Here is a 25,280-nt window from a genome sequence, read left to right on the forward strand (position 1 = left end):
GAGGGTCCGGTTCAGGGTGAAGGGCATGACAGAACTGCAGACCTTCGTACTGCCTCCGGTGGTTGACGGCAGTGACGTGGACAAGGCACTGGGCCAGGCGCTGATCGCCGCCTGGCAGGCGGACGGCATCTTCCAGATCCAGGCGACACCGGAACAGGAAGCCGCCACCGAGCAGGCCCTCGAAGCCTCCCGCGGTTTCTTCGGCCGCCCGTTCGAGGAGAAGGCCGGGCACGTGTCCGACCTCACCTACAGCGGATACGTCGCGTCCGGTGAGGAGGAGACGGCCGGGGAGAAGGACGGCTCGGAGATCTTCACCGTCTGCCCCGACATCGCCGAGGACGACGCCCGCGTCGTCGACAAGTGGCCCTGTCACGGCCCCGCCCCCTGGCCCTCGCAGCAGTACGCCGACGCCATGAAGACCTACATGGGTGTCGTGGGCGACATCGGCGAGAGACTGCTCCGACTGGTCGCCCTGGGCCTCGGCCTGGACGACATGGAGCACTTCACGAAGCTCACCGAGGAGGGCTGGCACCACATGCGGGTCCTGCGGTTCCCGCGGGCCGACGCCACCTCCGAGCGGGGCATCGGCTCGCACACCGACTACGGTCTGCTGGTCATCGCGGTCCAGGACGACGTGGGCGGCCTCCACATCCGTCCCCCGGTACCGGGCGAGACCCGCGGCCGCAACTGGCTGCCGGAGGAGTCCATGGCCGGGCGGTACGAGAACGAGGAGCCCTGGACCTACGTCACCCCGGTCCCCTCGGTGTTCACCGTCTTCCCCGGTGACATCATGCAGTTCATCACCGGCGGCACCCTCCTCTCCACACCGCACAAGGTGCGCCTGGCCGACCGTGAGCGGTACACCATCGCGTACTTCCACGAGCCGTCCTTCCAGGCCGTCGCGCGGCCCCTGGAGGGAGGCGGGCCGGACGAGTTCATCCACTACGGCACGCACTTCACCCACATGTTCATGCGGTGCTACCCCGACCGCACCACCACCGTGCGCATGGAGAACGAGGACCGGCTCGCCGTCCTGGAGAGCCTCCGCAAGGAGGCCCTCACCTCCTGAGGAGCGTGCGCAGGCCGAGAGCCGAGCACCGGATGCCGAGAGCCGCCCGGCGACCGCCGGGCGGCTCTCGGCGTGCGTCGGCTTACGTGCGTCAGGGCAGCAGGCCCAGGCGGCGTGCCGTCGTGACCGTCTCCATCCGGGTGTGACAGCCGAGCCTGCGCATCGCGCTGCGCAGATAACTCTTCACCGTCTCGGCACTGAGGCCGAGTTCCTCCGCCACGTCGGCGTTGGTGCGCCCCAGCGCGACGCACGACAGCACGTCGAGTTCGCGTGACGAGAGAGCACTGAGGGGGTGGGAGGCGGGGGTTCCGATGCCGGCGCCCGCCAGGCTCTCCAACACTCCCACGACCCGGTCGCGCGACTCGTCGTCCGGGAGCCGCTGGGCGAGAATGCGCAGTTCCGTGTACGCCTCGCGGACCGTCTCCCATCGGGGCGACGTGGGGTGCTCGGCCCGGTCGGCGCTCTCCGAGGGCTCCCGCAGACTGTCGAGGCGGCGTCTCACCTCGTCCCGCACGGCCAGGCTCTGTTCCAGCTCGCGGGCGGCCCGCATGACCGAGTCGACGGTCCGGTCGCCCAGGGCCAGGGACCCGCGGACCGCGCCGTACATGACCGCGCGTACCGTCCGGTTCACCACCACGGGTGCCGCCACGACGGCGTGGATGCCCTCCGCGGCGACCATCAGGTCGTAGTGGTGGCTGATCTGCGTGCAGTTCGCGTAGTCGTTGACGGCGATGGGCCGGTGCAGGGCGACCACCTTGCCGCCGAGCCCCAGCCCGAATCCGAGGGTCAGCCCGTGCAGGGCGTTCGTGCGGTTGCCCGTGAACTCGGTGAGCTGAGCGTGCCGGCCCCTGACGACCGCACCGCCGAAGGCGAGGTCCACTCCGGCGGTGTCCCGTAACGCCTGGACACCGCGTTTGACCTGGCGGTCGTCGTCCAGGGCGGGGGGTGCTGTCACTGTCATTGCGGCTACCTCGTTCTGCCCGGGGGCAGATAGGCGCCCCCTGCCCGGGTCGTGCGCGGGCCTCGTGCGGGAGTGGTGCGGTGGGACGACTGCTGCCAGCCCGTACCCGGCGGAGTGCGTGCACCAGGGGCGGGCGACGGCCCCGCTTCCACAGGGCCTTGAGTCACCATGAGGGAGACCGGGGCCGTCCAGCTACCCCCGTGTGAGGGTGAAGTGCGGGCGGCATACCGTCGTGTTCCTGGTCGAAGCGGAGCCGTGGCCGATCTGGTCCGGTGCTGCCGCGATCACCCCGCCGCGCGTGCACGTGTCACCGCCGGATCGGCCGATGGACCGTCATATTCCTTTTCCCTGCGCTTACTTGACGTGGCCGAGCCGTCTGCAGAACTGTTCTCCTGACGACGGGGGAGTCGGCGCGTTCCCCATTGTCGGTCAGGTAAGGAGTCGACCCGGTCGTGCTACCGGCGGAAGACAGCGAAGAGGCGGCGGCCACCCGAGCCGCGGTCCTGGCTCTGCGCAGGGAGAGCGGGATGGCCGTCGCCGGGGCGGCCTGGGTCGTCGGCCCCGGGCAGCTCCGGATCAGCGAGACGAGCGGAGTGAGGTCACGGGACCGCCGGGGGCTGTCCGTGCCCGCGGGGGCCGGACTCATCGGCAAGGTGCTCACGACCGGCCGGTCGGCGGCGGTCAGCGACTACCGCTCGGCGCACCGGATCAGCCACGAGTACGACTCCTTCGTCGCGGCCGAGGGGGTGCGGGCGATGGCGGCGGCACCCGTGATCGTCGGGACCACCGTGCGGGCCGTGCTCTTCGTGGGATCACGCGCCGCGGCCCGTCTCGGCGACCGGGTGCTGACGGCGGTGACGCGGGCGACGCGCGATCTGGAGCAGTTCCTCGCATGCCGGGAACAGGTCCACCGGCTGCTGTCGGAGGCCCGTGCCGTGGGCGTCGGCACCGCGTCCCGCGCCGGCCCCGCCTGGGAACGCGTCCACGAGGCCCACGCCGACCTCCTGGGGCTCACCGCGACATTCGACGACCCACACCTCAAGGAGCGCTTCGACGAGGTGTGCCGCCTGCTGGAACAGTGCTGCTGCGCCGAGGAACCCGAGGCATCGGCGCCGGAGGGGCCGGCGCGGCTGTCGCCCCGCGAACTCGATGTCCTCGCCGCGGTCGCCGCGGGCTGCACCAACCTCGACATCTCCGCCCGGCTCGACATCGGTCTGGAGACCGTGAAGGGCTATCTGCGTTCGGTCATGCGCAAGCTGGGCACCACCACCCGGTTCGAGGCGGTCACCGCGGCGCGCCGCGCGGGGCTGCTGCCATGACCTGGGGGTTGCCGCCGAGGCGCCGGACGGCGCGGGTGTCCCGACGGGACCCCGGCGTTCGCGTCAGCTCCGATGGATGACGCTGACCCGCACGATCAGCGCGCCCCTGTTGTCCTCGGAGCAGGAGCCGGCGGCGTCGTTCATGCCCAGGTGCAGCGTGCCGTCCCCGCCGGCCTTGAAGGTCAGCTTCCGTCCGACGGCACGGACGGGGAACTTCCGGTCACCGGTGAGGACGGCGACGAGCGTGCCGAACGGTGCCGCAGCCTTGACCTTGCAGTCCTTCGCGCCGTCCAGCAACGCGTCGGTGGCCGCGTCGTAGCCGGCCGGCCCGGTCATGGGCATGTTGCGGTGGTCGGCCGTCCATTCCCCCGAGACGAAACGCACGGTGACCCGGTCGCCCCGCCGCACCGCGACTCCGGTCACCGGCTGCCAGCCGGTCGCCGACTGGACGACATGGCTGACCGTCGTCGTGGTCGGCTGCTTCTCGAACGGCAACATCCCGGAGAGGGACAGGCCAACCGCCGCGCCGGCCGCGAGCACCGCCGTACCGGCCAGTGCCCACCACGGTCCACGCCGTCCCGCCGGCCGGGGCGAGGGCCCGGGCGACGGGACGTGCCCCGCGGCCGGCACGGTCCGCCCGGCCCGGACGGGCCGGGCGTGGCCGCCGGTCACGGTGTCGGCGGACGGGGCGAGGGGCACGGGGACACGGACGGTCGCCGAGGGCAGTGGCCCGGGGTCCGTCTCGCCCGCCGCCACACGCGACAGCGCGGACCGCGCGACGGCCGCCGAAGGGCGCTCGTCGGGGGACTTGCGCAGCAGGGCCTCGACGACGGGCCGCAGCGGGCCGAGCGCCTCCGGCAGGACGGGTTCCTCGTACGCCACCGCGTGCAGGGTCGCGGGTCCGCCGGGTCTGCGGAACGGAGACCGGCCGCAGCAGACCGTGGCGAGCGTCGCGCCCAGGGACCACAGGTCGGAGGCGGGGCCGCTCTCCGCCCCCGTGACCCGCTCGGGCGCCATGTACTCCAGGGAACCGACCAGTTGCCCGGTGCCGGTCAGGAACTCGCCGTCGTCCAGAGCGGCGATCCCGAAGTCGGTGAGGACGGCGTCGCCGCCGCGGCGCAGCAGGACATTGGCCGGTTTGACGTCGCGGTGCAGGGCGCCGGCCGCGTGCACGGCCTCCAGCGCGTCGAGCATCTGCAGCCCGAGTACGGCCGTGTGCCGCGGGGTGAGCGGCCCGCCCTCGGTGATCCGGTGGGCCAGCGAAGGTCCCTCGACGAGTTCCATGACGATCCACAGCCGGTCCTCCGCCTCGGCCAGGTCGTGGATGCCCACCACGTGCGGGTGCGGTACGCGGGCGACAGCGCGGGCCTCGCGGACCGCCCGGCGCATCCGGACGCGCTGTTCGTCGTCGCCGTGGGAGAGGACGTGCAGTTCCTTGGCGGCGACGGGGCGGTCCAGCAACTGGTCGTGGGCGCGCCAGACCGTGCCCATGCCGCCTCTGCCGAGAACCTCGTGGAGCAGGTACCGGCCGGCGACCAGTCGTTCCGACCCGTGCTGCGCACGGGTCGCCGTCTGGTCGTCGCCGTTTCCGGGTGTCACGCGCTCGCTCACGTTTCCTTCCCGGAGGACGCGCCGTCCGCCGGTGTCGTCGCTCGTTCGGTCCGTCGTCAAGTGTTCGAACGGGGCCGAGCATAGCGGAGAGCGAGGTCGTCACATCGCGTCAACTGCTGCGTCCGCACAGGACTTTGGGCGGGCATGCGCAGGCCGGGTCCGGGCACCCAGGGGCGCCCGGACCCGGCCTGCGATCAGCGGGGCCGTCGTGCCGCCGCTACTTCTTCCACGCCCAGTGCAGACGGTCCAGTCCGCTCTGGTTGTTGACCTTCAGGCTGAGGCGGGTGCCCGTGCCCTGGAGGGTGGTGAGGGAGTAGGTGTCACCGTTGCGCAGACCGGGCCAGTAGACCGAGCCGAGGCGCAGCTCCCTGATGATGTCGGTGGCGGCCTGGATGTAGGCGACCTCGTTGGAGCCGTTGACCGGGCCGTTGTAGTCCAGGCCGGTCGTCATGGAGGCACCGAACTCGTCGAGGATCGTGCGCGAGGCGCAGGTGCCGATGCGCTCCTTGAAGTCAGCCTTCCACTGGTCGACGCTGGTCCAGTCGGTGTGCCAGAAGCCGTAGTTGTGCAGGGCGATCCGGGTGCCGTCGAGCCGCTTGTCGGCGCAGACCGGCTTGACGTCCTCGCTGTACTTGTAGCCGCCGATCAGAACCCGGTCCCGGGGAACGGAGCGGTGCTCGGTCAGCCAGCGGGCCGCCACGTCGCGCCACTCCTGGGAGGTGTAGCCGAACGGCTCGTTCATCGGCTCGAAGTACACCTTGCCGTTGTGGCCGTAGGCGGAGGTGATCCGCCGCCACATCCGGTCCCAGGCGGCCTGGTCGTCGATCTTGCCGTCCTTGGCGTTGTCGGCCTCCCAGTAACCCAGGACGACCTTGAAGCCCTTTGCGGTGGCGGCGTCGATCGCGGCCCGGTACGACTTCCAGAAGGGGCCGTTCACCGAGGTGGGGTTGACCGGGAGGCGGACCGTGTTGGCGCCGAGCTTGGAGAACCCCTTGATGATCGCCTTGGACTTGGCGTAGGTCGTGGCGTAGCTGTCCGTCGTGGACAGGCCCGACGGCACGACCGCGTCGTCGGCGTAGTTGTCGCGCGGGTCGGCCCAGTTGACGCCGCGGAAGTCGCTGACCGGCGGCGGCGGTGAGGCGTGGCGGGAGGCGGCGGACGCGGGGGAGGCGACGAGTGTGCCGAATGCCGTGACGCCGGCCAGCGAAGCCGCGAGGCAGGCTGTCCCGCGATGGTTCTTTAGTGGCACCAGATCCCTTTCTGGACAGTTGCGTCCGCGAAACCTGGAGGTGCAGGTCGGCGGCTCTGTAACTCCCGCAAAGTAGAAGAGATCTCGAACAGAGGTCAACACATCTGCACACCAAATTTCATCAAGAACACAGAACTACGATCCGCCCACGGCCAGTTCCGACCCGGTGAGGCGCACCCGGATGCCGTCCTCCTCCACGCGGACGTCCCGCAGCCGCATGCTCCCGTGCTCCGGCTCCGGCAGTTCGAAGGACAGGGACAGCCGGTCGGCGAGGACCGGCCGGGTGAGCCGGGACAGGGCGTCCAGGAGGTCGGGGTCGAGGCCCAGGTCACGCAGTACGGCGGGGTTGTCCAGGGCCAGGTCGATGAGGTTGAGGCTCCGGGCCTCCCGGGCGAACCTCGGGGAGCCGGTGAGCTCGGCGAGTTCGCCGTCGTCGCCCAGGACCGCGCGCGCGGCCGCGTCGGACAGCCCCAGCCGCTTCGCGATCGCCGGGACCGACAGCAGCGCCTTCGCCCTGCGGGTCTCCCGGGCGAGATCGGCTGCCGCGCCGGGCGTCAGGTGCAGGCCGTCCGAGGCGCCCGTGCCGGGGCGGTAGGTGGCCAGGTCCCCGATGTCCAGGCGCATACCGCCGATCCGGGTGGCGATGCCCCGCTCGCCCTCTCGCTGGATCGTGGCCTCGGCGCGCAGCCGCAGATCGCGTCCGGCCACCGGCAGGGTGCCCCGCGCCCGGACCCGGTCGCGGCCTTCACCGGTGAACGTGACCTGGGACGCGCCGAGTTCGCGATTGAGGTCGGCGAACGACAGCAGCACGTCGCCGTCGAGCCGCGGGACGTGGGCGCCGCGCACGGAGGTGAGGCCCTCGGCGTCCAGCCGTACGTCGTGAGCCGTGGCCGACACCTTCGCCAGCGACACCCGGTCGGCCGCCACGTCCGGCACGGTCACCCGGACCGAGTCCAGCCGCCCGTCCGCGAGTTGGGTGAGGAAAGGGAACCCGCCGATCTCCACCTCGGGCGCCGCGGCCAGGTCCAGGCGGTCCTCCAGGACGTCAGCGGCCCGGTGTTCGGCGTACAGGACGGCCCACCGGTCGGCGAGGGTCACGAAGGAGGCGAGGACGGCCACGCCCACCACCGCCTTCACCGCGAGGGGCAGCCCGGCGAGACGCCCGCGTCCGCGACGCCGCCGGCCGCCGCGACGGTGGACGGGCGGTGTCCACTCCGGCTCCTGCCCGTCCCCCTCTCCGGTGGCCCGCTCGGTCGCGTCCTCGTCGAAGAAGTCCTCCAGCGAGGTCGCTTCCAGCGGGCCGTCGTCGAGGGCGGCGAGTTCCTCGTACGGGTTGCGGGGCGCGTCGCCGTGGTCGGGGGCCGGTGCGTGCGGATCTGTGCGGTGGGGGGAGCGCATCGCCTCATCCGAACATGTGCACCACCCCCGCCCGCAACTCGAACCCCGTGTATGCGATGTAGTTCACGATCGCGACGCGGCGCCGGGTCGGACCCGCCGCAGGCGTTCACCGCCTCGATCGACACGGCACGGGGCGAGGTCTCCTCGACGTGGTGCCACCGTGCTCGGAGCGGGATCGACCTGAGGGGTGCGGATCCCGTGCGGCACGCGGGCCGGGATCCGGGTCCCACCCGGGCGTCCGTCACCGCCCTCCCGGGCGCAGGACACCGGGGTGAGCCGGACGCCGCCCCGGCTCGTGGGGCCCGAGCGGCCCAGGGCCCAGCTGCCGGCCGGCGGTGCACGGCGCGCGGCTGTTCGGGGCACCCGCCTGGGCCCGACGCGCGAACTCGCCCGCGAACTCGCGCCGCGGGTCCGGGGCGACGGCGTAGCCTGCGGCGGCATGAACACCGATCCGCAAGGGCCCGGGGGCTCCGGCCGCCCCTTCCCGGCGTCGCCCGCCGAGAAGTGCGCCTGCACCCCGCGACGCGGACACGGATTCACCGGTGCCGCCGACCGACCACCTCGGCGCCCCGACCCCGACGCTCGATGAGGAGCCGCTCGTGACCACCCCTGAAGCGATGAGACCGCACCCGCGCAACTCGGGCCTGAGGGTCGACCTCAATCCGGCCGCGGCGGTCGCCTACCACGCTCGCCACCAGGGCGACTCCGTCGTCATCCGCTACGCGGGCGGCGACCTCACCTACGCCGAACTCGACGACAAGGCCGCCCGTCTGGCCACCGTCCTGGCCGACGGCGGCATCGGCGACGGCGACCGCGTCGCCTACCTCGGCCTCAACAGTGCCTCGTTCGTCGTCGTCCTGCTGGCCGCCCATCGGCTCGGGGCCGTCTACGTGCCGGTCAACTTCCGCCTGGCACCGGCCGAGTTGGAGGCCGTCCTCGTCCGCAGCGGCGCCACCGCCCTCGTCTGCGAGGAGGGGCACCGGGAGAGCGTCGACGCCGTACGCGACCGGACCCCCCTCGCGCGCTTCCTCCTGGTGGACGACGACCCCGAGGTGCCGGCCGGCGGTGCGGCGGGGTGGGAGCCGTGGGCGCCCCTGCTCGCCGCCGCCGTCCCCGCCTCCTCCGTCGCCGCCAAGTACGCCGACGACCCGGCGATCCTCATGTTCACCTCCGGCACCACGGGCACCCCGAAGGGCGTCGTCCTCACCCACGGCAACATCTTCTGGAACGCGGTGAACGTCGACCTCCGACTTGACACCCGCCGGGGCGACGTCACCTACGCCGCCGCTCCGCTGTTCCACATCGGCACCCTGAACAGCTTCGTGCTCCGCACGCTGGTGCGCGGGGGCACGGTGGTCGTCAGACGCGGCTTCGACCCGGGGACGTGCCGCGAGGACCTGGTCACCCACCGGGTCAACTCCATGTTCGCCGTCCCCCAGATGTTCGCGGCCCTCGCCCGAGAGCCCGGCCTGTTCGACCAGGACCTGAGCCGTCTGCGGTCGGTCGTGGTCGCGGGTGCCCCGGTGCCGCCCGCGCTCATCGAGCTCTACGCCGACCACCAGGTCCTGCTCCAGCAGGCGTGGGGCCTGACCGAGACCGCTCCCTTCGCCACCCATCTGCCGGCCGAGCGGACCCGGGACAAGCTCGGCTCCGCCGGCATCCCCATGCCGTTCACCGAGGTCCGGGTCGTCGACATCGTGACCAACACGCCGCTGAAGCCCGGCGAGCCGGGTGAGATCGTCGTCCGCGGGCCCAACGTCACCCCCGGCTACTGGAACGACCCGGAGGCCAACCGGGCGGCCTTCGACGACGGGGGCTGGTTCCACTCGGGCGACATCGGCCATCTCGACGAGGACGGCTGCCTGTACATCGTCGACCGGCTCAAGGACATGATCATCAGCGGTGGGGAGAACGTCTATCCCGCGGAGGTCGAGCGGGCGCTGGCCCCGATGCCGGGCGTCGTCGACGTCGCTGTCGTCGGCGTCCCCGACGAGGAGTGGGGCGAGAGCGTGCGGGCCGTCATGAGCGTGGACGGCACGGCGGAGGTCACCCTGGAGGCCGTCCACGCGTACGCGGAGGAGGCGCTGGCCCGCTACAAGCTGCCCCAGCACGTGACCATCGTGCCGGCCGTCCCGAGGAACGCCTCCGGCAAGCTGGACCGGGCCGGCGTCAGGCGACTGCTCGACGAGGAGAACTGACGCCGCTTCGGACGTGGTCCTGCCCGTCACAGCATGCGGCGCAGCAGCCGGTCGCGATCCCACACCCGGTGCTTGAGCACCAGCGCCACGTGCGCGGCGAGGGCCGCGTAGAGGACGGCCTGGGCGGTGACGTGGAGGACGAGCAGGTCGTCACCGGAGACGAGCAGGGCGATCCCGGTGACCGGGACGGCGAACAAAGCCGCGTACAGCGTGGTCTCGGTGCCGTGCGCGAGGCGTCGCTCCCGCCCGGTGAGAGTCGGTGCCTACGGGGGCAGGGGTGTGGCGAGCCGCCGGGCGAGACGGGTGGCGCCGAGCAGGAGCACGGTCACGCCCGGCGTCACGTGCACGGTGAGCAGCGCGTCGTCGCCGAAGGGCTCGTACCCCTCCTCCCCGCCCCTGTCACGGCCTCGTCCGCCGCCCGACCCGCCGCCGCGGCCCGCGCCCCCGTCCACGGCCGCTGTCGTAGACGTCGAGCAGGTAACCCACGGCGAACTGTGCGGCGATGGCCGCGAACACCGCCCAGCGGAGCGTTTTGGTGACGATCCCACAGCCGTGCGGACCGTTGCGCAGACGGGAGGACATGCCACCAAAGTGCCCCACGGGTCCGGCTTCGCCCCCTCGACACGGTGGGAGCCGGCCCGTCGTGCGGTGGGCCGGATCCCGTCGCGTCCTTCGGCGCGGTCAGAAGTCGTCCGGTGTCCTGACGCGTTCACGGATCCAGACGCCCGCGGGCTTGAGGGAGGAGGTGCCGGTCCACGGACCGTTGCGGGTGCACGTGCCCTGCTTGAAGACGGCGCCGGAGCGTTCGTCGTCGGAGAAGTTCCAGTTGACCCAGCTGATCTTCTTGGCTGTCATCAGATCGAGGTAGCGCTGCGACATGGCGAAGTCGTTCGCGCCCTCACCCGCGTAGTTCTGGGTGCCGAACTCCGTGACGAAGACCGGTATGCGGTCGGCCGCGCGGGAGAGGGTCCGCAGATACTCGTCGCGATGCGAGTCCGCGTAGAAGTGGAACGTGTACATGATGTTGGCCGCGTTCACCGGGTTGTCGACCACCTCGGACTCGTTCGCGCCGTCCGACACGCCGAGCGACGACCAGGCGCGGGTACCGACCAGGATCGGGGTGTTCGGGTCCTTGGCCCTGATGACGGGGATGAGCTGCTCGGCGTAGCTCTTGACGCGGGACCAGCTCACGCCACTGGGCTCGTTCGCGATCTCGTACAGCACATTGTTCTTGTCGCGGTGGCGCTGGGCGATCTCCGAGAAGAACGTCTTGGCGCGGGCGAGGTTCTGGTGCGGGTCGCCGGGGTCGAGCATGTGCCAGTCGACGATGGCGTACATGCCGCGTGCCGTGGCCTTCTCGATGGTGGCGTGGACCAGGTCGGTGAAGCGGCGTGGATCGGTCTCGTAGCCGCCCTCCTGGACGTACATGGAGACGCGCAGGACGTCCGCGCGCCAGTCGCCGGCGAGGGCGTCGAGCGAGCCGTTGGTGACGCACTGGCTGTACCACTGCAGGCCGTGTGTGCTCATCCCTCGGAGCTGGATCGTTTTTCCTTGCTGGTTGCAGAGCTTGGTGCCGCACACCTTGAGCTGTCCGTTGGCGGCGACGGGGGTGACTGCCGCCGTCGGGGCCGTGGGGCCGGCCTGGGCGGTGTTCGGGGTCAGGACGAGGCCGAGAAGGAGCAGCACGGCGACGAGCGGAACATGTCGTGCCGGTCTCATGGGGGACTCCCGCGGTCGGTGGGGAACCGATCGAACGGTCGCGATCGGTCGGTCGGGTGGCAGAACTGGTAGGAAACTTTCCTAACAGAAAGGGAATTACCAGTTGGTCCGGACCTTTGCAAGAGATCCGGCAGGACCGCCCTGCGCGGATCGCGTCCGGTGACGGACGTGAATTCGCTACGGTCGGGCGCATGGATCGCCTGGACGAGATCACCTTCCTGCTGCCCGACGCACCGGAGTCACATCGCTTCCTGGGCGAACTGCGCACCCTGTTCGCCGAGGTGGCGTACGCCCGATGCACCAGATCCGCAGGCATGGCCGGCAGGGTGGGTGACCGCCTGCCCCTCACCCCGCCGCGGCCGGCCGGCGCCCGTCCCGTCACGGCCTTCGAGGTGGCCGACGTTTCCGTGCCCGACGTCGCCCTCGGTGCGAGGCGGTCCGTCGGCGCGCGGGCCGCAGGCGAGACGCGCGAGCCCCGGGTGCTGCCGGCCCACGTCGAGTTGGCGGATCTCGTCCGCCGTGTCGCCGGGCACGTCCGACGTGTCGACCACACGGGTGTGAACGTGCCCGCCTGTGCCACCCCGTCCGAGCGGTGGGACGACCTTGTGGGCGCGCTCGCCTCGGCGGCCACCATGTACCGCTATCCCACCGGCGAGGACTGGCCGTTCGTCCTTCCGTCGACGGCGGACGAACTCCTCGACGACATACGTGACGTCGTCGTGGGCCGCGAGCCCAGGTTCGAACTGGTCTACGACCAGTGGCTGACGCGGCCGCAATGGCAGTTCGCGCTCGGGACCGACCTGACCCGCCCGCAACTGGAGCGGATGTTTCCCGAGCCCGAAGGGCTGACGTTCCCCGAACTCGCGGACGTCTTCCGCGTCGTACCGGTCCGCAGCCCCTGGCCGGGACTGGACCTCAGATTCGACCTCTCCTACCGCACGGAAGGCGGCCCGTCCGACTGGGAGACCGGCGCATGGCTGGTCTCGGAGGGCGGCCGCATCCGCTGACCCGGACGCGCGGAGCGAGCCGCCGGATCCCCGGCGGAGGGGAACGTGCCGCGGGGCCCCGGCGGACGGGAACGTGTGCCGACGGGTCCTAGTCCGTCTCGGCGTCGAGGCCCTCGACCAGGCCGCGCAGGAGGGGGCCGTACTCCGGATGGGAGAGGGCGAAGGCCATCTGGGCGACCAGGTAGTCGGCGGGGTTGCCGGTGTCGTACCAGCGGCCCTTGATGACCTGCCCGTACACCGCGCGGGTGGCGGCGTAGGCGTTGATGGCGTCGGTGAGGTAGACCTCGCCGGTGCGGTGCTCGTACCAGCGGCGGGTCTGTTCGCGCAGCTCGTCGATGATGCCGGGGGTGACGACGTAGCCGCCGATGGCCGCGTACGCGGACGGTGCGGCGGCAGGCTCGGGCTTCTCGACCAGGCCGGTGATGCGCAGCTGACCGTCGCCCAGGTCCTCCTTGACTATGGGTACGCCGTAGCGCTGGGACTCGGTGGGGTCCATCGGCAGGAGGGCCAGCACCGGACAGCCGGTCTGTTCGTAGGCGCGGATCAGCTGCTGGGCGCGGGGGGTCTCGGCCACGAAGACGTCGTCGGGCCAGAGCACCAGCACCGGCTCGTCGCCGAAGGCCCGGGCGGCGTTGAGGACCGGGGTGCCGTTGCCGTAGGGGCCGTACTGGTCGAGGTAGGTGATGTGGCCCCGGCGGGCCAGCTCCGCGACCTCCTCCACCGCGTCCGCGTAGGCCGTCTTGCCGTCCGCGCGGAGTTGTTCGACGAGAGCTGGGTTGGGGCGGAAGTGGTCCTGGATGAGGCTCTTGCCGCCGGAGACCACGATGGTGATGTCGGTGATGCCGGAGTCGACCAGCTCGCGGACCGTGTGCTCGATGACCGGCTTGTCGCCGACGGGGAGCATCTCCTTGGGCGTCGCCTTCGTCAGCGGCAGCAGACGGGAGCCGAGGCCGGCTGCGGGGATCACAGCCCTGCGGATCGTCGGGGACATCATGTCTCTCTCGGTCGAGCGGCGCACCGTACCGGTTGGCACGAGGACCCGGCCGCACACGGTCGCGCGACCCCGGTGAAAGCCTACCCAGGCCCTTCCCGGGCGCCACGTGCCCGTCCCCCCCGCCCCGCCCTGGCGGGGCGGGGCCCTGGTCCACCCGGGCGGCGCGGCGCGCCCGCCCTCGGCGAAGACCGTGGTCTCACGCCGGAGGCCCGATGGTGACTTCGATGTCGACGGGGACCGGGCCGCGAACCGTACGAGGCCGTCCGTCGCCCGCCGTGTTGTGCAGCAGCGCCCTGGCCACGACCTGCGCCCTGGCCACCGCCCGCTCGGCCAAGGGCCCCGCGTGACGCCGGCGTACGGTGCCGGTCCACAGCTCCAGCCAGCGGTGGAAGTGCTCGGCGCGCAGCGGACTCCTGGCGTGCAGGTCGCGGTGGGCGCGCAGGGCGTTGCGGCGGTAGACGCCGGGAGTGAGCAGCACGCTCTCCCAGAAGTCGGCCATCACGGGCAGATGGGTGGCCAGGTCGATGCGGGCCACCTCCGTGAAGAGCCGCCCGATCAGCGGATCGCCGAGGACCTCGTCGTAGAACGCGAGTACCAGGCGCGCCACGTCCTCGCGGTCGTGGATGTCGGGCAGCTGTTCCGGGCCGTCGGCCGGCAGCCCCCGGCCGTCCTCGTGTGTCATGGCCGGGCCTACTTGCCGAGCCAGAGGTCGGGGCCGAACACCTCGTAGTGCACGGCGGACGGGTGCAGCCCCTTGGCCAGCAGTTCGCCCCGCATCAGACGCATGAAGGGCAGCGGTCCGCAGAGGTAGGCGGTGGTGTCGGCGGGCAGAGTGAGCTGGTCGAGCGTGGCACGGCCGGCCAGGACGTGGGCGCCGGGGGAGAGGCGGGCGTCGTGCTCGTACCACAGGTGCAGGTCGGCGCCGGTCAGGCGGCTGACGAGGTCCGCCTGCTCGTCACGGTGGACGTGGTCGACAGGGGTGCGGTCGGCGTGGACGACGGTGACCGGGCGCGTGGCCGAGGTGAGGGCGAGATGGTCGAGCATCGACAGCATGGGGGTGATACCGATGCCTGCGGAGGCGAGGAAGAGGGGGGTGTCGCCCTCGGGCAGGACGAGGTCACCGGCCGGCAGCGAGACGTCCAGGAGATCGCCCACCCCGGCATGGGCGTGCAGCCATGAGGAGACCTCGCCGTCGGGCACGGAACCGTCGGCGGACCTCTCACGCTTGACGGTGATGCGCCAGGTCTTGTGATCGGGAGCGGTGGAGAGGCTGTACTGGCGGATCTGGCGGGCGCCGTCGGGCAGTTCCACGCGGACACCGACGTACTGGCCGGGGCGGAACGGGAGGGTGGGGATGCCGTCGGTCCGGCGCAGGACCAGGGAGACGGCGTCGGGGGACTCCTGATGCCTCTCGGCGACCTCCAGACGTCGCCACACGTCTCCGTCCGTCACGCCGGCCGCGGCGTACAGCCGTGCCTCGATGGCGATCAGGGCGTTGGCCATCAGCCAGTAGACCTCGTCCCAGGCGGCGCCGACCTCGGGCGTGACGGCGTCACCGAGGACCTCGGCGACCGCGCCGAGCAAGTGGCGGCCGACCAGCGGGTACTGGTCGGCGGTGATGCCGAGCGAGACATGCTTGTGGGCGATGCGCGCGAGGACGGCGTCCGGGCGTTCGCCGGGCCGCTCGACCAGCAGGGTGGCGAAGGCCGCCACCGAGCCGGCCAGTGCCTCGCGCTGGGCGCCGGTGGCCTGGTTGGTCCGGTTGAACAGCTGCCGCAGCAGTTCCGGACGCTCGTCGAACATCCGCTGGTAGAACCGCTCCGTGATGGTGGTCAGAGAGGCCCCCACCACGGGAAGCGTCGCTTCGACGACGGGGGCCGACTGCGCGGAAAGCATCAGACACACTCCTGGACTGACTCGGCGTTCGATCGAATTGGTATATGAGTGCGTATTTTTGGTCGTGGAGCTCTGCTCGGAGATCGCGACCGATCGTGGCGAACGGTGAACCGTGAACCGTGGGCGGTGGGCGGTGAACCGTGAGCGGCGGTGGGGACGCCGTCGGCCCCGTTGGGGTCACGGGCTCCGGTCGGTCAGCCCGGCGGGGCGCCGAGGGTCAGCAGTACCGGCCCCGTCGGCGATGCCACCAGATCGCCGACGGTCACCGCGTCGAGCGAGGAGTAGAACGCCTCCTGTGCCGCGCGCAGCGCCCGTCGCAGCCGGCAGGCGCCCGACAGGGGGCAGGGGGTGTCGCCCTCGCACACCACGGCTTCGCGGTCCCCCTCCAGTGTCCTGACCAGGTTCCCCACCGGGGCGGCGCGGCCCGCGTCGGTGAGTGTCAGACCGCCGTTGCGTCCGCGCCGCGCCTCGATCACCCCGAGGTGCTGCAACTGCGCGATCGCCTTCGCCATGTGGGTGTAGGGGACGTTCATGGAGTCGGCGATCCGCCTCGTGGTCAGCAACTCCTCACCGTCCACGACGGCGAGGCGCATCACTGCCCGTAGTGCGAGATCCGTGTACCTGGTCAGCCTCACGGCAGCAGCCTATCAATATTGCATTTCAGATTCTTATTTGGGGGGGAGCGGTCTGCGTCTCCTCGGGCGGGGTCGGTCCCGCTGGGCGTCGCAGGCCCGAACTCGCTTCTCGCGGACAGAAGTTGACCGCAAGTCTCCGTACGGTCGTGTCATGACACAGACGCAGAGAATCCTTGTCACCGGCGCCACGGGAACCGTCGGCCGTCAGGTCGTCACCGAACTCCTGGCCCGCGGCCACGCGGTCCGCGCCCTCACCCGCGACGCGTCCAGGGCGGCCTTCCCCGCCGAGGTCGAGGTCGTCCAGGGCGACCTGGCCCAACCGGACAGCCTGGCCCCGGCCCTGGACGGCGTCACCGGCCTCCATCTGATCACCTTCGGCGGGGCCTACTTCGCCCCGCTGGAGACCGGCCCGAGGATCCTGGAGCTGGCCCGCGCGGCCGGCGTACGCCGGATCACCGTGCTGCACGGCGGAGGGCCGACTCCACTGGAGGATGCGGTGCGTGCCGACGACGCGATGGACTGGACCGTGCTCATGCCGGTCGAGTTCATGGCGAACGCCCTGGAATGGGCGGACGGGATCCTGTCCTCGGACGAGGTCCGCGAGCCCTTCGTCTCCCGGCTGAGCGCCATGGTCCACGAGGGCGACATCGGCGCCGTCGCCGCGGTGGCCCTCACCGAGAAGGGCCACGCCGGCCAGGAGTACGTGATCACCGGACCCGAACTGCTCACCGTCGGCGACAAGGTGGCCGCGATCGCCGCCGCCCGGGGCCGCGAGATCACCCTGACCGAACTCACCGAGGAGCAGGCCGTCGCGCAGTGGCGGGCCGCGGGCCACCCCGACGACGTGATCGGCTTCCTGGTCGAGGCCTACGGAAACACCCCGGAGGTGGGCCGAACGGTCGTCGACACGGTGGAGAAGGTCACCGGCAACCCCGCCCGCACCTTCGCCCAGTGGGCCACGCGGCACGCGGACGCGTTCAGGGCGCCGGCGTCGACGTGACCCGGCAGGAGTGCGGCGGCGCGGCCGGAGGGGTTGCGCGCTAGCCCGCGGACCGCCCCGAGAGGCGTCTCACCTCCCGGGTGGCCTCGCGGGCCGTCTGCTCGGCCCGGGACACCGCCTCGGCCGCCGCCGCGCACTCCGTCTCCGCCCGCCGGCGCTCGCCGTCCGCCCGTCTGCGTTCCTCGTGCGCCTCACGCAGCCGGCGCTCGGCGTCGGACACGCCGTTGTCCGCCTCGTCGTACCGGTCACGGGCACGCTCCAGTACCGCCTGGGCGTCCGACTGTGCGGCACGCAGGTCACGCACCCGTAGGTCGGCGGCCCGGGCCGCCTCGCGGGCCCGGCCCAGCTGCTCCTGCTTCTGCCGGCGCCGCTCGGCGACCTCGTCCTTCGCGCGGGAGCGCGGGGCGGACGGCGCGGCCCCGGCCGTACCGCCGGGGAGGTCGGTCGGCGGCGTGAGGGCGCTCTCCAGGCGGCCGGTGGCCCATCGGTCGGCTGCCTCCTCGTCGGCGAGCACGGCGCGCAGAGTGGCCTCGACATCCCGCCGCACCGGCTCCGACAGCCGGTGACCGGCCTCGGCTGCCAGCCCGGCGGCCTGCCGGGACATGGCGGCGACGATGCTCCGGCGCTGCTCCGACAGCTCCTTGATCCCACCGGCGTCCAGACTCCGGTACGCCTCGCGCAGCGCCCGCCCCAGCTCCAGGAACCGCCGGCTCTCCTCGGGCTCCGAGCGCAGCAGCAGATTCGCCGTCCAGGCGGCGAGGGAGGGGCGCCGCGCGGCACGGATCCGACGCGCCTCCTCCATACGTCCGTCGGCTCTGGCCTCGGCCGTCAGTTCCTCGCGGCGGGAGACGAACGACGGGGGTGGCGTGGCGTAGAGCTCGTCGAGCGCCTTCTCCACGTCGTGGCCCGCGCCGCCTCGCGCACCTTTACGCGGCATGATCACCGGAGGGGGCGACGGGGCGCGCCCCGCGCGGCCGCCGGGCCTCCTGGAAGAGGAGGTTCGTACGGCCGGTACGGTCCCCGGTTCCGCCCTCGGGGCCGGGGGCGCTCCATGGCTTCGCCGAGGTGTCCGCGCCGGCGCCGCCGTCCGTGCGGGCCCGGCTCTCCTGGAGCGGATGCCGCGGCAGGGCGAGTGGCGTGGCGATTCCCGTCGCCACCGCCCCCCACCTGCCGAGAGACCGCCGCCTGCCCGCGTCCATACGCGCCTCCTCGCCGATGCCGCCACGTCACCGATTCCGCAGGGTATCCGAATCGTCACGCATCGTCGTCGTGGGTGAGGGTGCGGTCCGGCGGCGTCGCGGGTAGGCGCGTGGAATGGTTGCGGAGGCTCAGGCGCCGGCGCGCGGGTCGCCGGCGGCGCGGCCGCCCGGGCCGAGCAGACCGGTCGGGTGGAGGGGCTGCTCCGCTTCGAGGCGGGGGAGTGTGCGGCGGGTCGCGCGCAGGACCACGGGCGGGACCGCGGCCCGGGTGAGCTGGATCAGGCGCAGCCACCGGGGGACGTAGACGGCGGTCCGCCGCCGTTCCACGGCGTCGGCGAGGCGGGCGGCGACGGTCGCGGTGGGCTGGACGCGCCGGGCCGGTGGCGGCATGTGGGCGCGCAGCTCCCGCAGGGTCACGTAGCGGTCGGCGTCGCGGATCAGCTCGGTGTCGGTCCAGCCGAGGTAGGCGATGCCCACGGCCACACCGTGCTGGGCCGTCTCGGCGCGCAGCGTGTGGGCGAACGCCTCCACGCCGGACTTGGAGGCGCAGTACGCGCTCATCATCGGGGCGGCGCCGATCGAGGCCAGCGAGGCGATCTGCAGGTGGTAGCCGGCGGTCCGCACCAGGTCGGGCAGGAAGGCCCGGGCGGTCTGGGCGCTGCCGATCAGGTTGACGTCGATCACCCGGCGCCAGGTGCCGGGGTCCGACCGGGCGAAGGGGCCGCCCTCGGCGATGCCCGCGTTCGCCACGACGACCGAGGGCGGCCCCAGGCGGGCACGGACGGCCTCGGCCGCGTCGTCGAGGGCGGCGGCGTCGGACACGTCGGTGGGCAGGGCCAGCGCCGTGCCGGGGAGGGCGGCGGCAGTCGTCCTCAGCGCCGGTTCGTCGTGGTCGAGGAGGGCCAGCCGCGCGCCTCGCCGGGCGAGCGCGTCCGCCAGTGCAGCTCCGATGCCGCGGGCCGCTCCGGTCACCACGACGGTACGGCCCTTCAGCGGGCTGTCCTTCACGACTGGTCCCTTCCTGCCCGGCCCTGTGCCCGTCCGGTGCGGTCCCGGCGGGCCAGGACGCGTTGGGCGCGGGTGAGCCCGGGCAGCCGGTGCCGGCGCAGTGCCGCGCGGGCGGCATTGGCTCCGGGGGCGCCGTGCACCCCGCCGCCCGGGTGGGCTGAGGCGGAGGCGAGGTAGAGACCGTCCACGGGGGTCTCGGGGCGGCCGGTGCCGGGGGCGGGCCGGAAGAAGAGCTGCTGGTGCAGTGCCGCCGTGCCGCCGTTGATGGCGCCGCCGTGCAGATTGCGGTCGAGCGCCTGGAGGGTGGGCGGGGCCAGCACCCGGCGGGCACGGATGCGCGAGCGGAACCCCGGCGCGAACCGCTCCACCTGACGTTCGACGCGGTCGGCCATCACCTCCTGCTCCCTGCTGTTCCAGCTGCCCGTCAGACCCTCGTCGCCCGCGTCGGACTTGATGACGTGCGGCACGTGGGTGTACGCCCAGGCGGCTTCGGTGCCCCGGGGGGAGCGGGAGGGATCCGCGGTCGTCATCTGGCCGAACAGGGCGAAGGGCCGGTCGGGCACCTGCCCCATGGCGATCTGGGCGGCGCAGCGGGTGAGCTCGTCGACGCCGTCGGCGAGGTGGACCGTGCCCGCCCGCGCCGCCGCCTCGGCCCGCCAGGGCACGGGACCGTCGCAGGCCCAGTCGACCTTGAACGTGGCGAAGTCCCACTGGAAGCGCTTCAGGTCGGCCGTCAGCTGGGGCGGGAGGTGCTCCGCGGCCACGAGTTCGCCGTAGAGGGCCGGCGCGGACACGTCCGCCAGTACGGCGCGGCGGGCGGCCACCTTCTCGCCGTCGGAGGTGAGGACCCCGGCGGCCCGGCCGCCGCGCACCAGGACACGGCTGACCCGCCGGCCGCAGCGGACGGTCCCGCCACGCGCCCGCAGCCGGCTGACGAGGGCCGCCGTCAGGGCGCCCGAGCCACCGGCCGGCACGGGGAAGCCGTACGTCTGTCCGAGCATGCACAGCAGCCAGCCGTAGCCGCCGCTGCCCGCGGCCTCCGGCGCGAGGTCGGCGTGCAGGGCGTTCCCGGCCAGCAGCAGCTTGCCGCCCTCGCCCTGGAATTCCTCGTCACCCATGCGGCGGACCGGCGCGACCAGGGTGCGGGCCATGCGCAGGCCGCCGGCCACCTTCAGCCTGACGGCGAGGCGAGCGGTGGCGCGTACCGGCGGGAAGGGGGTGAACAGCGCGTCGACGATGTCGGGGCCGAGGTCCTCCCAGGTCCGGTGCAGGCGCCTCCAGGCGTCCCCGTCGCCCGGGTGGAAGGCGTCCAGCGAGGCGGCGGTGGTGTCGATGTCCCGGGACAGGACCGCGCACCTGCCGTCGCCGAGCGGATGGGCCAGGACGTGCGGGGCATGGCTCCAGCGCAGGCCGTGCTCGTCCAGCCCGAGCCGGGCCAGTACCGGGGACGCGGCGGCGAGGGGGTAGAAGGAGCTGAACAGGTCGCTCGCGAAGTCGGGGTCGACGCCCCTGTCGTGGCGCACCGCGCCGCCGGGCGCGGGCTGTTCCTCCAGGACCTCCACGCTCCATCCGGCGTCGGCGAGCAGGTTGGCGGCCACCAGCCCGTTGGGGCCGGCTCCGATCACCACCGCGTCAGGCATGGCCGCCGGTGCCGTGACCCGCGGCCCTGCGCCGCCCGTGGAGCTTCGTGGGCCGCTCCGCCTCGGTCCGTGCCTCGGCCTCGGGATCCATGCCGTTCTCGGCCTGTGCCTCGCAGAGCCCGGCGAGCCGGGCGAGCATCGCGCGGTGGCGGAGCTGGATCAGCGCCTCCACGCCCACGTTGTGGAGCGCTCCGCCCACGCCCTGCAGCGGGTGTTCGTCCACGACGACCAGGCAGTACGGTCCCCAGGGGCGGAGCCGTACCGAGATCCGCGCCGTCCCCAGCACCCCGGCCCGCGCCTCCAGCCCCAGCTCGGAGCCCTCCTCGCAGTACCGGACCACGGTCTCGTTGCTCAGCCGGAGCGGGCCCACCCGGATCTCGTACCCGATCGCCGAGCCCACCTGCGGCCACAGCCCGCGGACGGGTTCGGAGGACGACGTCCCCACCACCCACTCCGCGTACCGGGTGCCGTCCGCGAGGACGGCCCACACGACCTGCGGACTCACCTTGATCAGACGATGCCGTACCGCCATGCCACACCTCCAGCCGGTCCACCCCGGTCGAGGGCCGAGTGCCCGGCCGGATGAGATCCACACCGGGCGGGACCAGGGCAGGAACATCGCCCGGCGCCGTTGCCCGATCGGATGCCGAGGTCTGCCCCGATGGACCTTCCCGGGCGGATCGGCGCCGGTGTAGCAAGGAACGTCCAGTCGTCGGTCAGGAAAGAGAGCTGTCAGTGCGGACACGCGGTAGCGACAAGGCAGACGACGAGAGCAAGGCCGTCCGGGTCCCCGCTGTCACGACGACCGAAGCACCTTCGCGGCAGCGCCCCGATCTGTCGTCGCCGCAGGGGCTGCTCGCGCTGCAGGGCACCACGGGCAATGCCGCGGTCGTCCAGTTGCTGCGCCGGGCCGGCCACGCCTGGGCCCAGGAGGAGCACCGGCACGGTGCCGGCTGCGGTCACGGCGAGGCCGCGGAACCCACCGTGCAGCGCGCGGCCGTCCATGACGTGCTGCGCGCCCCCGGCCAGCCGCTGGACAGCGCCACCCGCACGGACATGGAGGCGCGTCTGGGCGCCGATTTCTCCGACGTCCGCATCCACGACGACAGCGCGGCGAGGGCTTCCGCCGCCGAGGTCGGCGCCCGTGCCTACACCTCCGGCAGCCATGTGGTCATCGGCGACGGCGGTGCGGACAAGCACACCCTCGCCCACGAACTGACCCATGTCATCCAGCAGCGTCAGGGTCCGGTCGCGGGCACCGACAACGGCGAGGGGCTGCGGGTCTCCGATCCTTCCGACCGCTTCGAGCAGGCCGCCGAGGCCAACGCGCGCAAGGTGATGTCGGGCCCGGCCGAGCCCGCCGTCCAGCGTGTGGCCGACTCACCCCGGTCGCCGGGGGAAGCGCCCGCCGCCCACGCAGTCCCCTCCGGGGCGGTTGTTCAGCGGACCCTTGGCGACCCGCAGGAAATGCTCCATGAGGCGCACTGGAAGGCGAAGATGGAGGCGGCGAATCACCCGCTCCTGCCGCCCAGGGCGCCGAAGAAGAAGGGCAAGGCCGCCGCAGCCTCGAAGCGGAAGCTGGAGGATGTTCTGCACACCGTGGGCCCGGCTCTCCTGACGCAACTCGCGGAGCGGAGCGGAAAGGGTGACACGGGGCGTCTGAAGCTCTACCGGTCGATGTTCACGAGCGAGGCCGCCGCCATCATGAGCTGGAAGGGTAAGGCGCAGGAGACGGAACTGTGGATGCAGACCGAGAGCAAACAGCCCGCCGGGATCGCCAAGCGCTACCGCGAGGCGGAGGCGGGTGGCAGCGGCCCGATCGGTGCCATGCCCGTGAAGAACCACCTCGGGGACAGAGGGCAGGCCGAGGAGTACTTCACCGATGACGAAACCCAGGTGCTGATGGAGTTCACCCTCAAGGAGGGCGCACAGGAACTCCTGTTCCACCCGGACTACATGGCGATATCCGGGGACAAGGGAACTCCTTACCACATCAGGAAGACACGGGAAGAGGAGACCGGCAGTACCTTCCCGCAAGCCGCGGCCGGTGAAGGAACACTGCCGGGGTACATCGGTCTGAAGCCCGAGAAGAAGGAGCCGTTCAGCCTGTCCCTCGGCGACACCGACATCACCCGCCTGCTCTTCCAGCTGTACGTCGAGGACGTGCAGCCGGTGGCGGGCAACCTGTAGCCGCCGCGTCGAGAAGGGCAGGGTGACGTATTCCTCACGGCTCCGTCGTGTGCGGCGGTGGACCTGCCACCGCACCGGAGCCGATCGTGGACGGCATGAACGATCATCCTCGTGAGGTGCCCGCGGGCGAGGAGGCCGGAGAGATCCGCCGCTTCGCGGAGTCGCTCGGTCTGCCCGGTCTGGTCGACGTCCACACGCACTTCATGCCCGAGCGCGTGCTGCGCAAGGTGTGGGCGTACTTCGACGCGCTCGGACCGCTGACCGGAGGCATGGAATGGCCGATCACGTACCGTCAGGAGGAGGCGGAACGGGCGGACCTGCTCCGGGACTTCGGCGTGCGTGCGTTCACCTCGATGCTCTATCCGCACAAGCCGGGCATGGCCCGCTGGCTGAACGGCTGGGCGGCCGGCTTCGCCCGCCGCACCCCCGGTTGTCTGCACACCGCCACGCTCTTCCCCGAGCCGGACGTCGCGGCGTACGTCCGGGAGGCCGTCGAGGAGGGCGCGCGCGTCTTCAAGGCGCACGTACAGGTGGGGGCGTACGACCCGGCCGACGAACTTCTCGACCCGGCATGGGGGTTGCTGGCCGAGGCCGGTGTCCCCGTGGTCGTCCACTGCGGCTCCGGGCCCGCGCCCGGCAAACACACCGGGCCCGAGCCGATCGCGCGGGTGCTGGCGCGTCATCCCCGGCTGCGGCTGGTCGTCGCGCACATGGGCATGCCCGAGTACGAGGAGTTCTTCGCTCTCGCCGAGCGGTACGGGCAGGTGCGGTTCGACACGACGATGGCGTTCACCGACTTCAGCGAGGGGTTCATGCCGTTCCCGCGCCGGGCCCTGCCGCGGCTGGACGCCCTCGGTGACCGGGTCCTCCTCGGCTCCGACTTCCCCAACATCCCCTACCCCTACCTCCATCAGCTCCACGCCCTGGAGCGCCTGGGTCTGGGGGAGCGCTGGCTGCGGGCGGTGTGCCACGACAACGCGGCGGAGCTGTTCGGGCTGTGACCCGCGGTGCTGCGGGGCCGCGCGGATCGGGGCGCGCCCGGACTTGATAGGCAAGTGGTTACTTGCCTATGGTGGGGTCGTGGCCGACGACCTGTTCAAAGCCCTGGCCGACCCCACCCGCCGGACCATCCTCGACGAGCTGGCCGAGCAGTCCGGACAGACACTGTTCGAGATCTGTGCGCGGCTGACCATGAAGCACCAGCTCGGCATCTCGCGCCAGGCGGTCTCCCAGCACCTCGCGGTGCTGGAGGCAGCCGGGCTCGTCGAGACCCGGCGGGAGGGCCGCTACAAGTTCCATGACCTGAACACGGCCCCACTGCGGCAGATCACCGAGCGGTGGCTCGTGCCCGACCCATCCGGACCGCAGGAGAGCAGCTCATGAAGATCCGTCTGACCAGTGTCTTCGTCGACGACCAGGCCAAGGCCGAACACTTCTACACCGAGATCCTCGGCTTCGTGAAGAAGCACGACGTCCCGCTGGGGGAGAAGGACCGCTGGCTGACCGTCGTGTCGCGGGACGAGCCCGACGGCACCGAACTCCTCCTGGAGCCCGCCGGTCATCCGGCCGTCCAGCCCTATCGCGACGCGCTCGTCGGGGACGGCATCCCGCTCGCCCAGTTCGCCGTGGACGACGTGCGGGCGGAGTACGAGCGTCTGCGCGGCCTCGGGGTGCGCTTCACCCAGGAGCCCCTGGAGATGGGTCCCGTCACCACCGCCGTCCTCGACGACACCTGCGGCAACCTGATCCAGATCGCGACACAGCCGCAGTAGGGGCCGGCGGGGTGCGTGCCCGGTGATCTGCTCGGAGCTGGCCGGCCTGCCTGCGCCGCACCATCTCGGCGATCCAGGTCGGCGCGAAGGGGGACGTGCAGCCGGGGGAGGCCGGATAGTCCCTGAGCACCTCCAGACGCTCACCGATGTCGATCGCACGGGCGCGGTGCTCGGCGTGGTCGATGCCGATCCGGGCCAGGCAGTGGTTCATCGCCCACTGCAGGCGGTCCGGCGCGTCCTTCATCCGCGCCTCGATGACGTCCAGCAGTCCGGGGAGGTCGAGACCCTCGGGCCTCCTCGTCGCCCGTTCGGTGGTGAGCGCCCAGCCGGCACTCGCGATCACGGGGTCAGCGCGGCCAGCTCGGCCATCACCTCGGTGACCGTCGTCCCGGCCGGCGTCGTCCCGGTCATCCCG

At 72.2% G+C, this 25,280-nt stretch carries 24 protein-coding genes and 2 pseudogenes; 9 read left to right on the forward strand and 17 right to left on the reverse strand.

From position 1 onward, the window contains the following. The first annotated feature begins 25 nt into the window (after positions 1 to 25). The gene (locus tag ACZ6BB_RS28930; protein ID WP_471618076.1) at positions 26 to 1,069 is read left to right on the forward strand and encodes a 2-oxoglutarate and iron-dependent oxygenase domain-containing protein; all 1,044 of its coding nucleotides are present in this window, start codon (positions 26 to 28) and stop codon (positions 1,067 to 1,069) included. 91 nt (positions 1,070 to 1,160) lie between these two features. On the opposite strand, the gene ACZ6BB_RS28935 is transcribed toward ACZ6BB_RS28930, so the two are convergent. After that, positions 1,161 to 2,030 carry a helix-turn-helix transcriptional regulator gene (locus ACZ6BB_RS28935; RefSeq protein WP_471618077.1) on the reverse strand — a complete coding sequence of 290 codons (870 nt, stop codon included), beginning with the start codon at positions 2,028 to 2,030 and terminating at the stop codon, positions 1,161 to 1,163. Between the two features lie 452 nt (positions 2,031 to 2,482). Between ACZ6BB_RS28935 and ACZ6BB_RS28940 the strand changes: the two genes are divergently transcribed. Next, positions 2,483 to 3,349: a LuxR C-terminal-related transcriptional regulator gene (locus ACZ6BB_RS28940; protein WP_471618078.1), complete on the forward strand. Its 867-nt coding sequence runs from the start codon at positions 2,483 to 2,485 to the stop codon at positions 3,347 to 3,349. A gap of 63 nt (positions 3,350 to 3,412) precedes the next feature. On the opposite strand, the gene ACZ6BB_RS28945 is transcribed toward ACZ6BB_RS28940, so the two are convergent. The 3 genes from ACZ6BB_RS28945 to ACZ6BB_RS28955 form a co-directional block, all read right to left on the reverse strand. Then, positions 3,413 to 4,960 (reverse strand): serine/threonine-protein kinase, encoded by a 1,548-nt coding sequence (locus ACZ6BB_RS28945; protein ID WP_471618079.1) that lies wholly within the window; start codon positions 4,958 to 4,960, stop codon positions 3,413 to 3,415. A gap of 217 nt (positions 4,961 to 5,177) precedes the next feature. Further along, on the reverse strand, positions 5,178 to 6,209 hold the full coding sequence (locus ACZ6BB_RS28950; RefSeq protein WP_471618080.1) for a glycoside hydrolase family 5 protein: 1,032 nt from the start codon (positions 6,207 to 6,209) through the stop codon (positions 5,178 to 5,180). A 135-nt stretch (positions 6,210 to 6,344) separates the two neighbouring features. Continuing rightward, positions 6,345 to 7,607: an LmeA family phospholipid-binding protein gene (locus tag ACZ6BB_RS28955; RefSeq protein ID WP_471618081.1), complete on the reverse strand. Its 1,263-nt coding sequence runs from the start codon at positions 7,605 to 7,607 to the stop codon at positions 6,345 to 6,347. 617 nt (positions 7,608 to 8,224) lie between these two features. On the opposite strand from ACZ6BB_RS28955, the gene ACZ6BB_RS28960 reads away from it, so the two are divergent. Then, entirely contained in the window at positions 8,225 to 9,805 is a 1,581-nt protein-coding gene (locus ACZ6BB_RS28960) for an AMP-binding protein (RefSeq protein WP_471618118.1), read from the forward strand. A 26-nt stretch (positions 9,806 to 9,831) separates the two neighbouring features. Here ACZ6BB_RS28960 and ACZ6BB_RS28965 read toward each other — a convergent pair. The 3 genes and pseudogenes from ACZ6BB_RS28965 to ACZ6BB_RS28975 form a co-directional block, all read right to left on the reverse strand. Then, a pseudogene (locus ACZ6BB_RS28965) lies at positions 9,832 to 10,029 on the reverse strand (cytochrome b/b6 domain-containing protein); the annotation flags it as partial. A gap of 39 nt (positions 10,030 to 10,068) precedes the next feature. After that, positions 10,069 to 10,257 (reverse strand): hypothetical protein, encoded by a 189-nt coding sequence (locus ACZ6BB_RS28970; RefSeq protein WP_471618082.1) that lies wholly within the window; start codon positions 10,255 to 10,257, stop codon positions 10,069 to 10,071. Positions 10,258 to 10,486: 229 nt separating this feature from the next. Continuing rightward, positions 10,487 to 11,524: a glycoside hydrolase family 5 protein gene (locus ACZ6BB_RS28975; RefSeq protein WP_471618083.1), complete on the reverse strand. Its 1,038-nt coding sequence runs from the start codon at positions 11,522 to 11,524 to the stop codon at positions 10,487 to 10,489. A gap of 191 nt (positions 11,525 to 11,715) precedes the next feature. Between ACZ6BB_RS28975 and ACZ6BB_RS28980 the strand changes: the two genes are divergently transcribed. Further along, the gene (locus ACZ6BB_RS28980; RefSeq protein WP_471618084.1) at positions 11,716 to 12,531 is read left to right on the forward strand and encodes a hypothetical protein; all 816 of its coding nucleotides are present in this window, start codon (positions 11,716 to 11,718) and stop codon (positions 12,529 to 12,531) included. An 88-nt stretch (positions 12,532 to 12,619) separates the two neighbouring features. Here ACZ6BB_RS28980 and ACZ6BB_RS28985 read toward each other — a convergent pair whose 3' ends face one another. The 4 genes from ACZ6BB_RS28985 to ACZ6BB_RS29000 all read right to left on the reverse strand — a co-directional run bounded on the left by ACZ6BB_RS28985 (position 12,620) and on the right by ACZ6BB_RS29000 (position 16,056). Then, complete coding sequence (locus tag ACZ6BB_RS28985; RefSeq protein ID WP_471618119.1) at positions 12,620 to 13,522, reverse strand: UTP--glucose-1-phosphate uridylyltransferase; 903 nt, start codon at positions 13,520 to 13,522, stop codon at positions 12,620 to 12,622. A gap of 199 nt (positions 13,523 to 13,721) precedes the next feature. Beyond that, a complete protein-coding gene (locus ACZ6BB_RS28990) occupies positions 13,722 to 14,207 on the reverse strand; it encodes a group III truncated hemoglobin (protein WP_471618085.1) in 486 nt (161 codons plus the stop codon). Between the two features lie 8 nt (positions 14,208 to 14,215). Next, a complete protein-coding gene (locus ACZ6BB_RS28995) occupies positions 14,216 to 15,421 on the reverse strand; it encodes a globin domain-containing protein (RefSeq protein ID WP_471618086.1) in 1,206 nt (401 codons plus the stop codon). 194 nt (positions 15,422 to 15,615) lie between these two features. Continuing rightward, positions 15,616 to 16,056 carry an RrF2 family transcriptional regulator gene (locus ACZ6BB_RS29000; RefSeq protein WP_471618087.1) on the reverse strand — a complete coding sequence of 147 codons (441 nt, stop codon included), beginning with the start codon at positions 16,054 to 16,056 and terminating at the stop codon, positions 15,616 to 15,618. A gap of 151 nt (positions 16,057 to 16,207) precedes the next feature. Here ACZ6BB_RS29000 and ACZ6BB_RS29005 point away from each other — a divergent pair, with 151 nt between their 5' ends. Then, complete coding sequence (locus tag ACZ6BB_RS29005) at positions 16,208 to 17,056, forward strand: NmrA family NAD(P)-binding protein (RefSeq protein WP_471618088.1); 849 nt, start codon at positions 16,208 to 16,210, stop codon at positions 17,054 to 17,056. Between the two features lie 40 nt (positions 17,057 to 17,096). Here the strand turns inward: ACZ6BB_RS29005 and ACZ6BB_RS29010 are convergent, their stop codons facing one another. The 5 genes from ACZ6BB_RS29010 to ACZ6BB_RS29030 all read right to left on the reverse strand — a co-directional run bounded on the left by ACZ6BB_RS29010 (position 17,097) and on the right by ACZ6BB_RS29030 (position 21,435). After that, on the reverse strand, positions 17,097 to 17,993 hold the full coding sequence (locus ACZ6BB_RS29010; RefSeq protein ID WP_471618089.1) for a hypothetical protein: 897 nt from the start codon (positions 17,991 to 17,993) through the stop codon (positions 17,097 to 17,099). Beyond that, positions 17,983 to 18,213: a hypothetical protein gene (locus ACZ6BB_RS29015; RefSeq protein WP_471618090.1), complete on the reverse strand. Its 231-nt coding sequence runs from the start codon at positions 18,211 to 18,213 to the stop codon at positions 17,983 to 17,985. The genes ACZ6BB_RS29010 and ACZ6BB_RS29015 overlap by 11 nt, the downstream gene beginning before the upstream one ends. A 171-nt stretch (positions 18,214 to 18,384) precedes the next feature. Next, entirely contained in the window at positions 18,385 to 19,263 is an 879-nt protein-coding gene (locus ACZ6BB_RS29020) for an SDR family oxidoreductase (protein WP_471618091.1), read from the reverse strand. After that, entirely contained in the window at positions 19,260 to 20,903 is a 1,644-nt protein-coding gene (locus ACZ6BB_RS29025; protein WP_471618092.1) for a phytoene desaturase family protein, read from the reverse strand. The genes ACZ6BB_RS29020 and ACZ6BB_RS29025 overlap by 4 nt, the downstream gene beginning before the upstream one ends. Beyond that, on the reverse strand, positions 20,896 to 21,435 hold the full coding sequence (locus ACZ6BB_RS29030) for an SRPBCC family protein (RefSeq protein WP_471618093.1): 540 nt from the start codon (positions 21,433 to 21,435) through the stop codon (positions 20,896 to 20,898). Before ACZ6BB_RS29030 ends, ACZ6BB_RS29025 begins: the two co-directional genes overlap by 8 nt. A gap of 203 nt (positions 21,436 to 21,638) precedes the next feature. On the opposite strand from ACZ6BB_RS29030, the gene ACZ6BB_RS29035 reads away from it, so the two are divergent. From ACZ6BB_RS29035 to ACZ6BB_RS29050, 4 genes are all read left to right on the forward strand, one after another. Further along, a complete protein-coding gene (locus ACZ6BB_RS29035; protein ID WP_471618094.1) occupies positions 21,639 to 23,093 on the forward strand; it encodes an eCIS core domain-containing protein in 1,455 nt (484 codons plus the stop codon). A 95-nt stretch (positions 23,094 to 23,188) separates the two neighbouring features. Continuing rightward, the gene (locus ACZ6BB_RS29040; RefSeq protein ID WP_471618095.1) at positions 23,189 to 24,094 is read left to right on the forward strand and encodes an amidohydrolase family protein; all 906 of its coding nucleotides are present in this window, start codon (positions 23,189 to 23,191) and stop codon (positions 24,092 to 24,094) included. 79 nt (positions 24,095 to 24,173) lie between these two features. Continuing rightward, a complete protein-coding gene (locus tag ACZ6BB_RS29045; protein WP_471618096.1) occupies positions 24,174 to 24,476 on the forward strand; it encodes an ArsR/SmtB family transcription factor in 303 nt (100 codons plus the stop codon). After that, entirely contained in the window at positions 24,473 to 24,865 is a 393-nt protein-coding gene (locus ACZ6BB_RS29050) for a VOC family protein (RefSeq protein ID WP_471618097.1), read from the forward strand. Before ACZ6BB_RS29045 ends, ACZ6BB_RS29050 begins: the two co-directional genes overlap by 4 nt. A 40-nt stretch (positions 24,866 to 24,905) precedes the next feature. On the opposite strand, the pseudogene ACZ6BB_RS29055 reads toward ACZ6BB_RS29050, so the two are convergent. Further along, a pseudogene (locus ACZ6BB_RS29055) lies at positions 24,906 to 25,214 on the reverse strand (DNA alkylation repair protein); the annotation flags it as partial. Between the last annotated feature and the right edge of the window lie 66 nt (positions 25,215 to 25,280).

The sequence above is a fragment of the Streptomyces sp. NPDC041108 genome, assembly GCF_055592645.1.

Bases quoted from the DNA above. Each gene is read 5' to 3' on its own strand.
- ACZ6BB_RS28930 (WP_471618076.1), top strand. From the start codon at position 26: ATGACAGAACTGCAGACCTTCGTACTGCCTCCGGTGGTTGACGGCAGT.
- ACZ6BB_RS28935 (WP_471618077.1), bottom strand. From the start codon at position 2,030: ATGACAGTGACAGCACCCCCCGCCCTGGACGACGACCGCCAGGTCAAA.
- ACZ6BB_RS28955 (WP_471618081.1), bottom strand. From the start codon at position 7,607: ATGCGCTCCCCCCACCGCACAGATCCGCACGCACCGGCCCCCGACCAC.
- ACZ6BB_RS28960 (WP_471618118.1), top strand. From the start codon at position 8,225: ATGAGACCGCACCCGCGCAACTCGGGCCTGAGGGTCGACCTCAATCCG.
- ACZ6BB_RS28975 (WP_471618083.1), bottom strand. From the start codon at position 11,524: ATGAGACCGGCACGACATGTTCCGCTCGTCGCCGTGCTGCTCCTTCTC.
- ACZ6BB_RS28980 (WP_471618084.1), top strand. From the start codon at position 11,716: ATGGATCGCCTGGACGAGATCACCTTCCTGCTGCCCGACGCACCGGAG.
- ACZ6BB_RS28985 (WP_471618119.1), bottom strand. From the start codon at position 13,522: ATGTCCCCGACGATCCGCAGGGCTGTGATCCCCGCAGCCGGCCTCGGC.
- ACZ6BB_RS28990 (WP_471618085.1), bottom strand. From the start codon at position 14,207: ATGACACACGAGGACGGCCGGGGGCTGCCGGCCGACGGCCCGGAACAG.
- ACZ6BB_RS28995 (WP_471618086.1), bottom strand. From the start codon at position 15,421: ATGCTTTCCGCGCAGTCGGCCCCCGTCGTCGAAGCGACGCTTCCCGTG.
- ACZ6BB_RS29005 (WP_471618088.1), top strand. From the start codon at position 16,208: ATGACACAGACGCAGAGAATCCTTGTCACCGGCGCCACGGGAACCGTC.
- ACZ6BB_RS29010 (WP_471618089.1), bottom strand. From the start codon at position 17,993: ATGCCGCGTAAAGGTGCGCGAGGCGGCGCGGGCCACGACGTGGAGAAG.
- ACZ6BB_RS29025 (WP_471618092.1), bottom strand. From the start codon at position 20,903: ATGCCTGACGCGGTGGTGATCGGAGCCGGCCCCAACGGGCTGGTGGCC.
- ACZ6BB_RS29030 (WP_471618093.1), bottom strand. From the start codon at position 21,435: ATGGCGGTACGGCATCGTCTGATCAAGGTGAGTCCGCAGGTCGTGTGG.
- ACZ6BB_RS29040 (WP_471618095.1), top strand. From the start codon at position 23,189: ATGAACGATCATCCTCGTGAGGTGCCCGCGGGCGAGGAGGCCGGAGAG.
- ACZ6BB_RS29050 (WP_471618097.1), top strand. From the start codon at position 24,473: ATGAAGATCCGTCTGACCAGTGTCTTCGTCGACGACCAGGCCAAGGCC.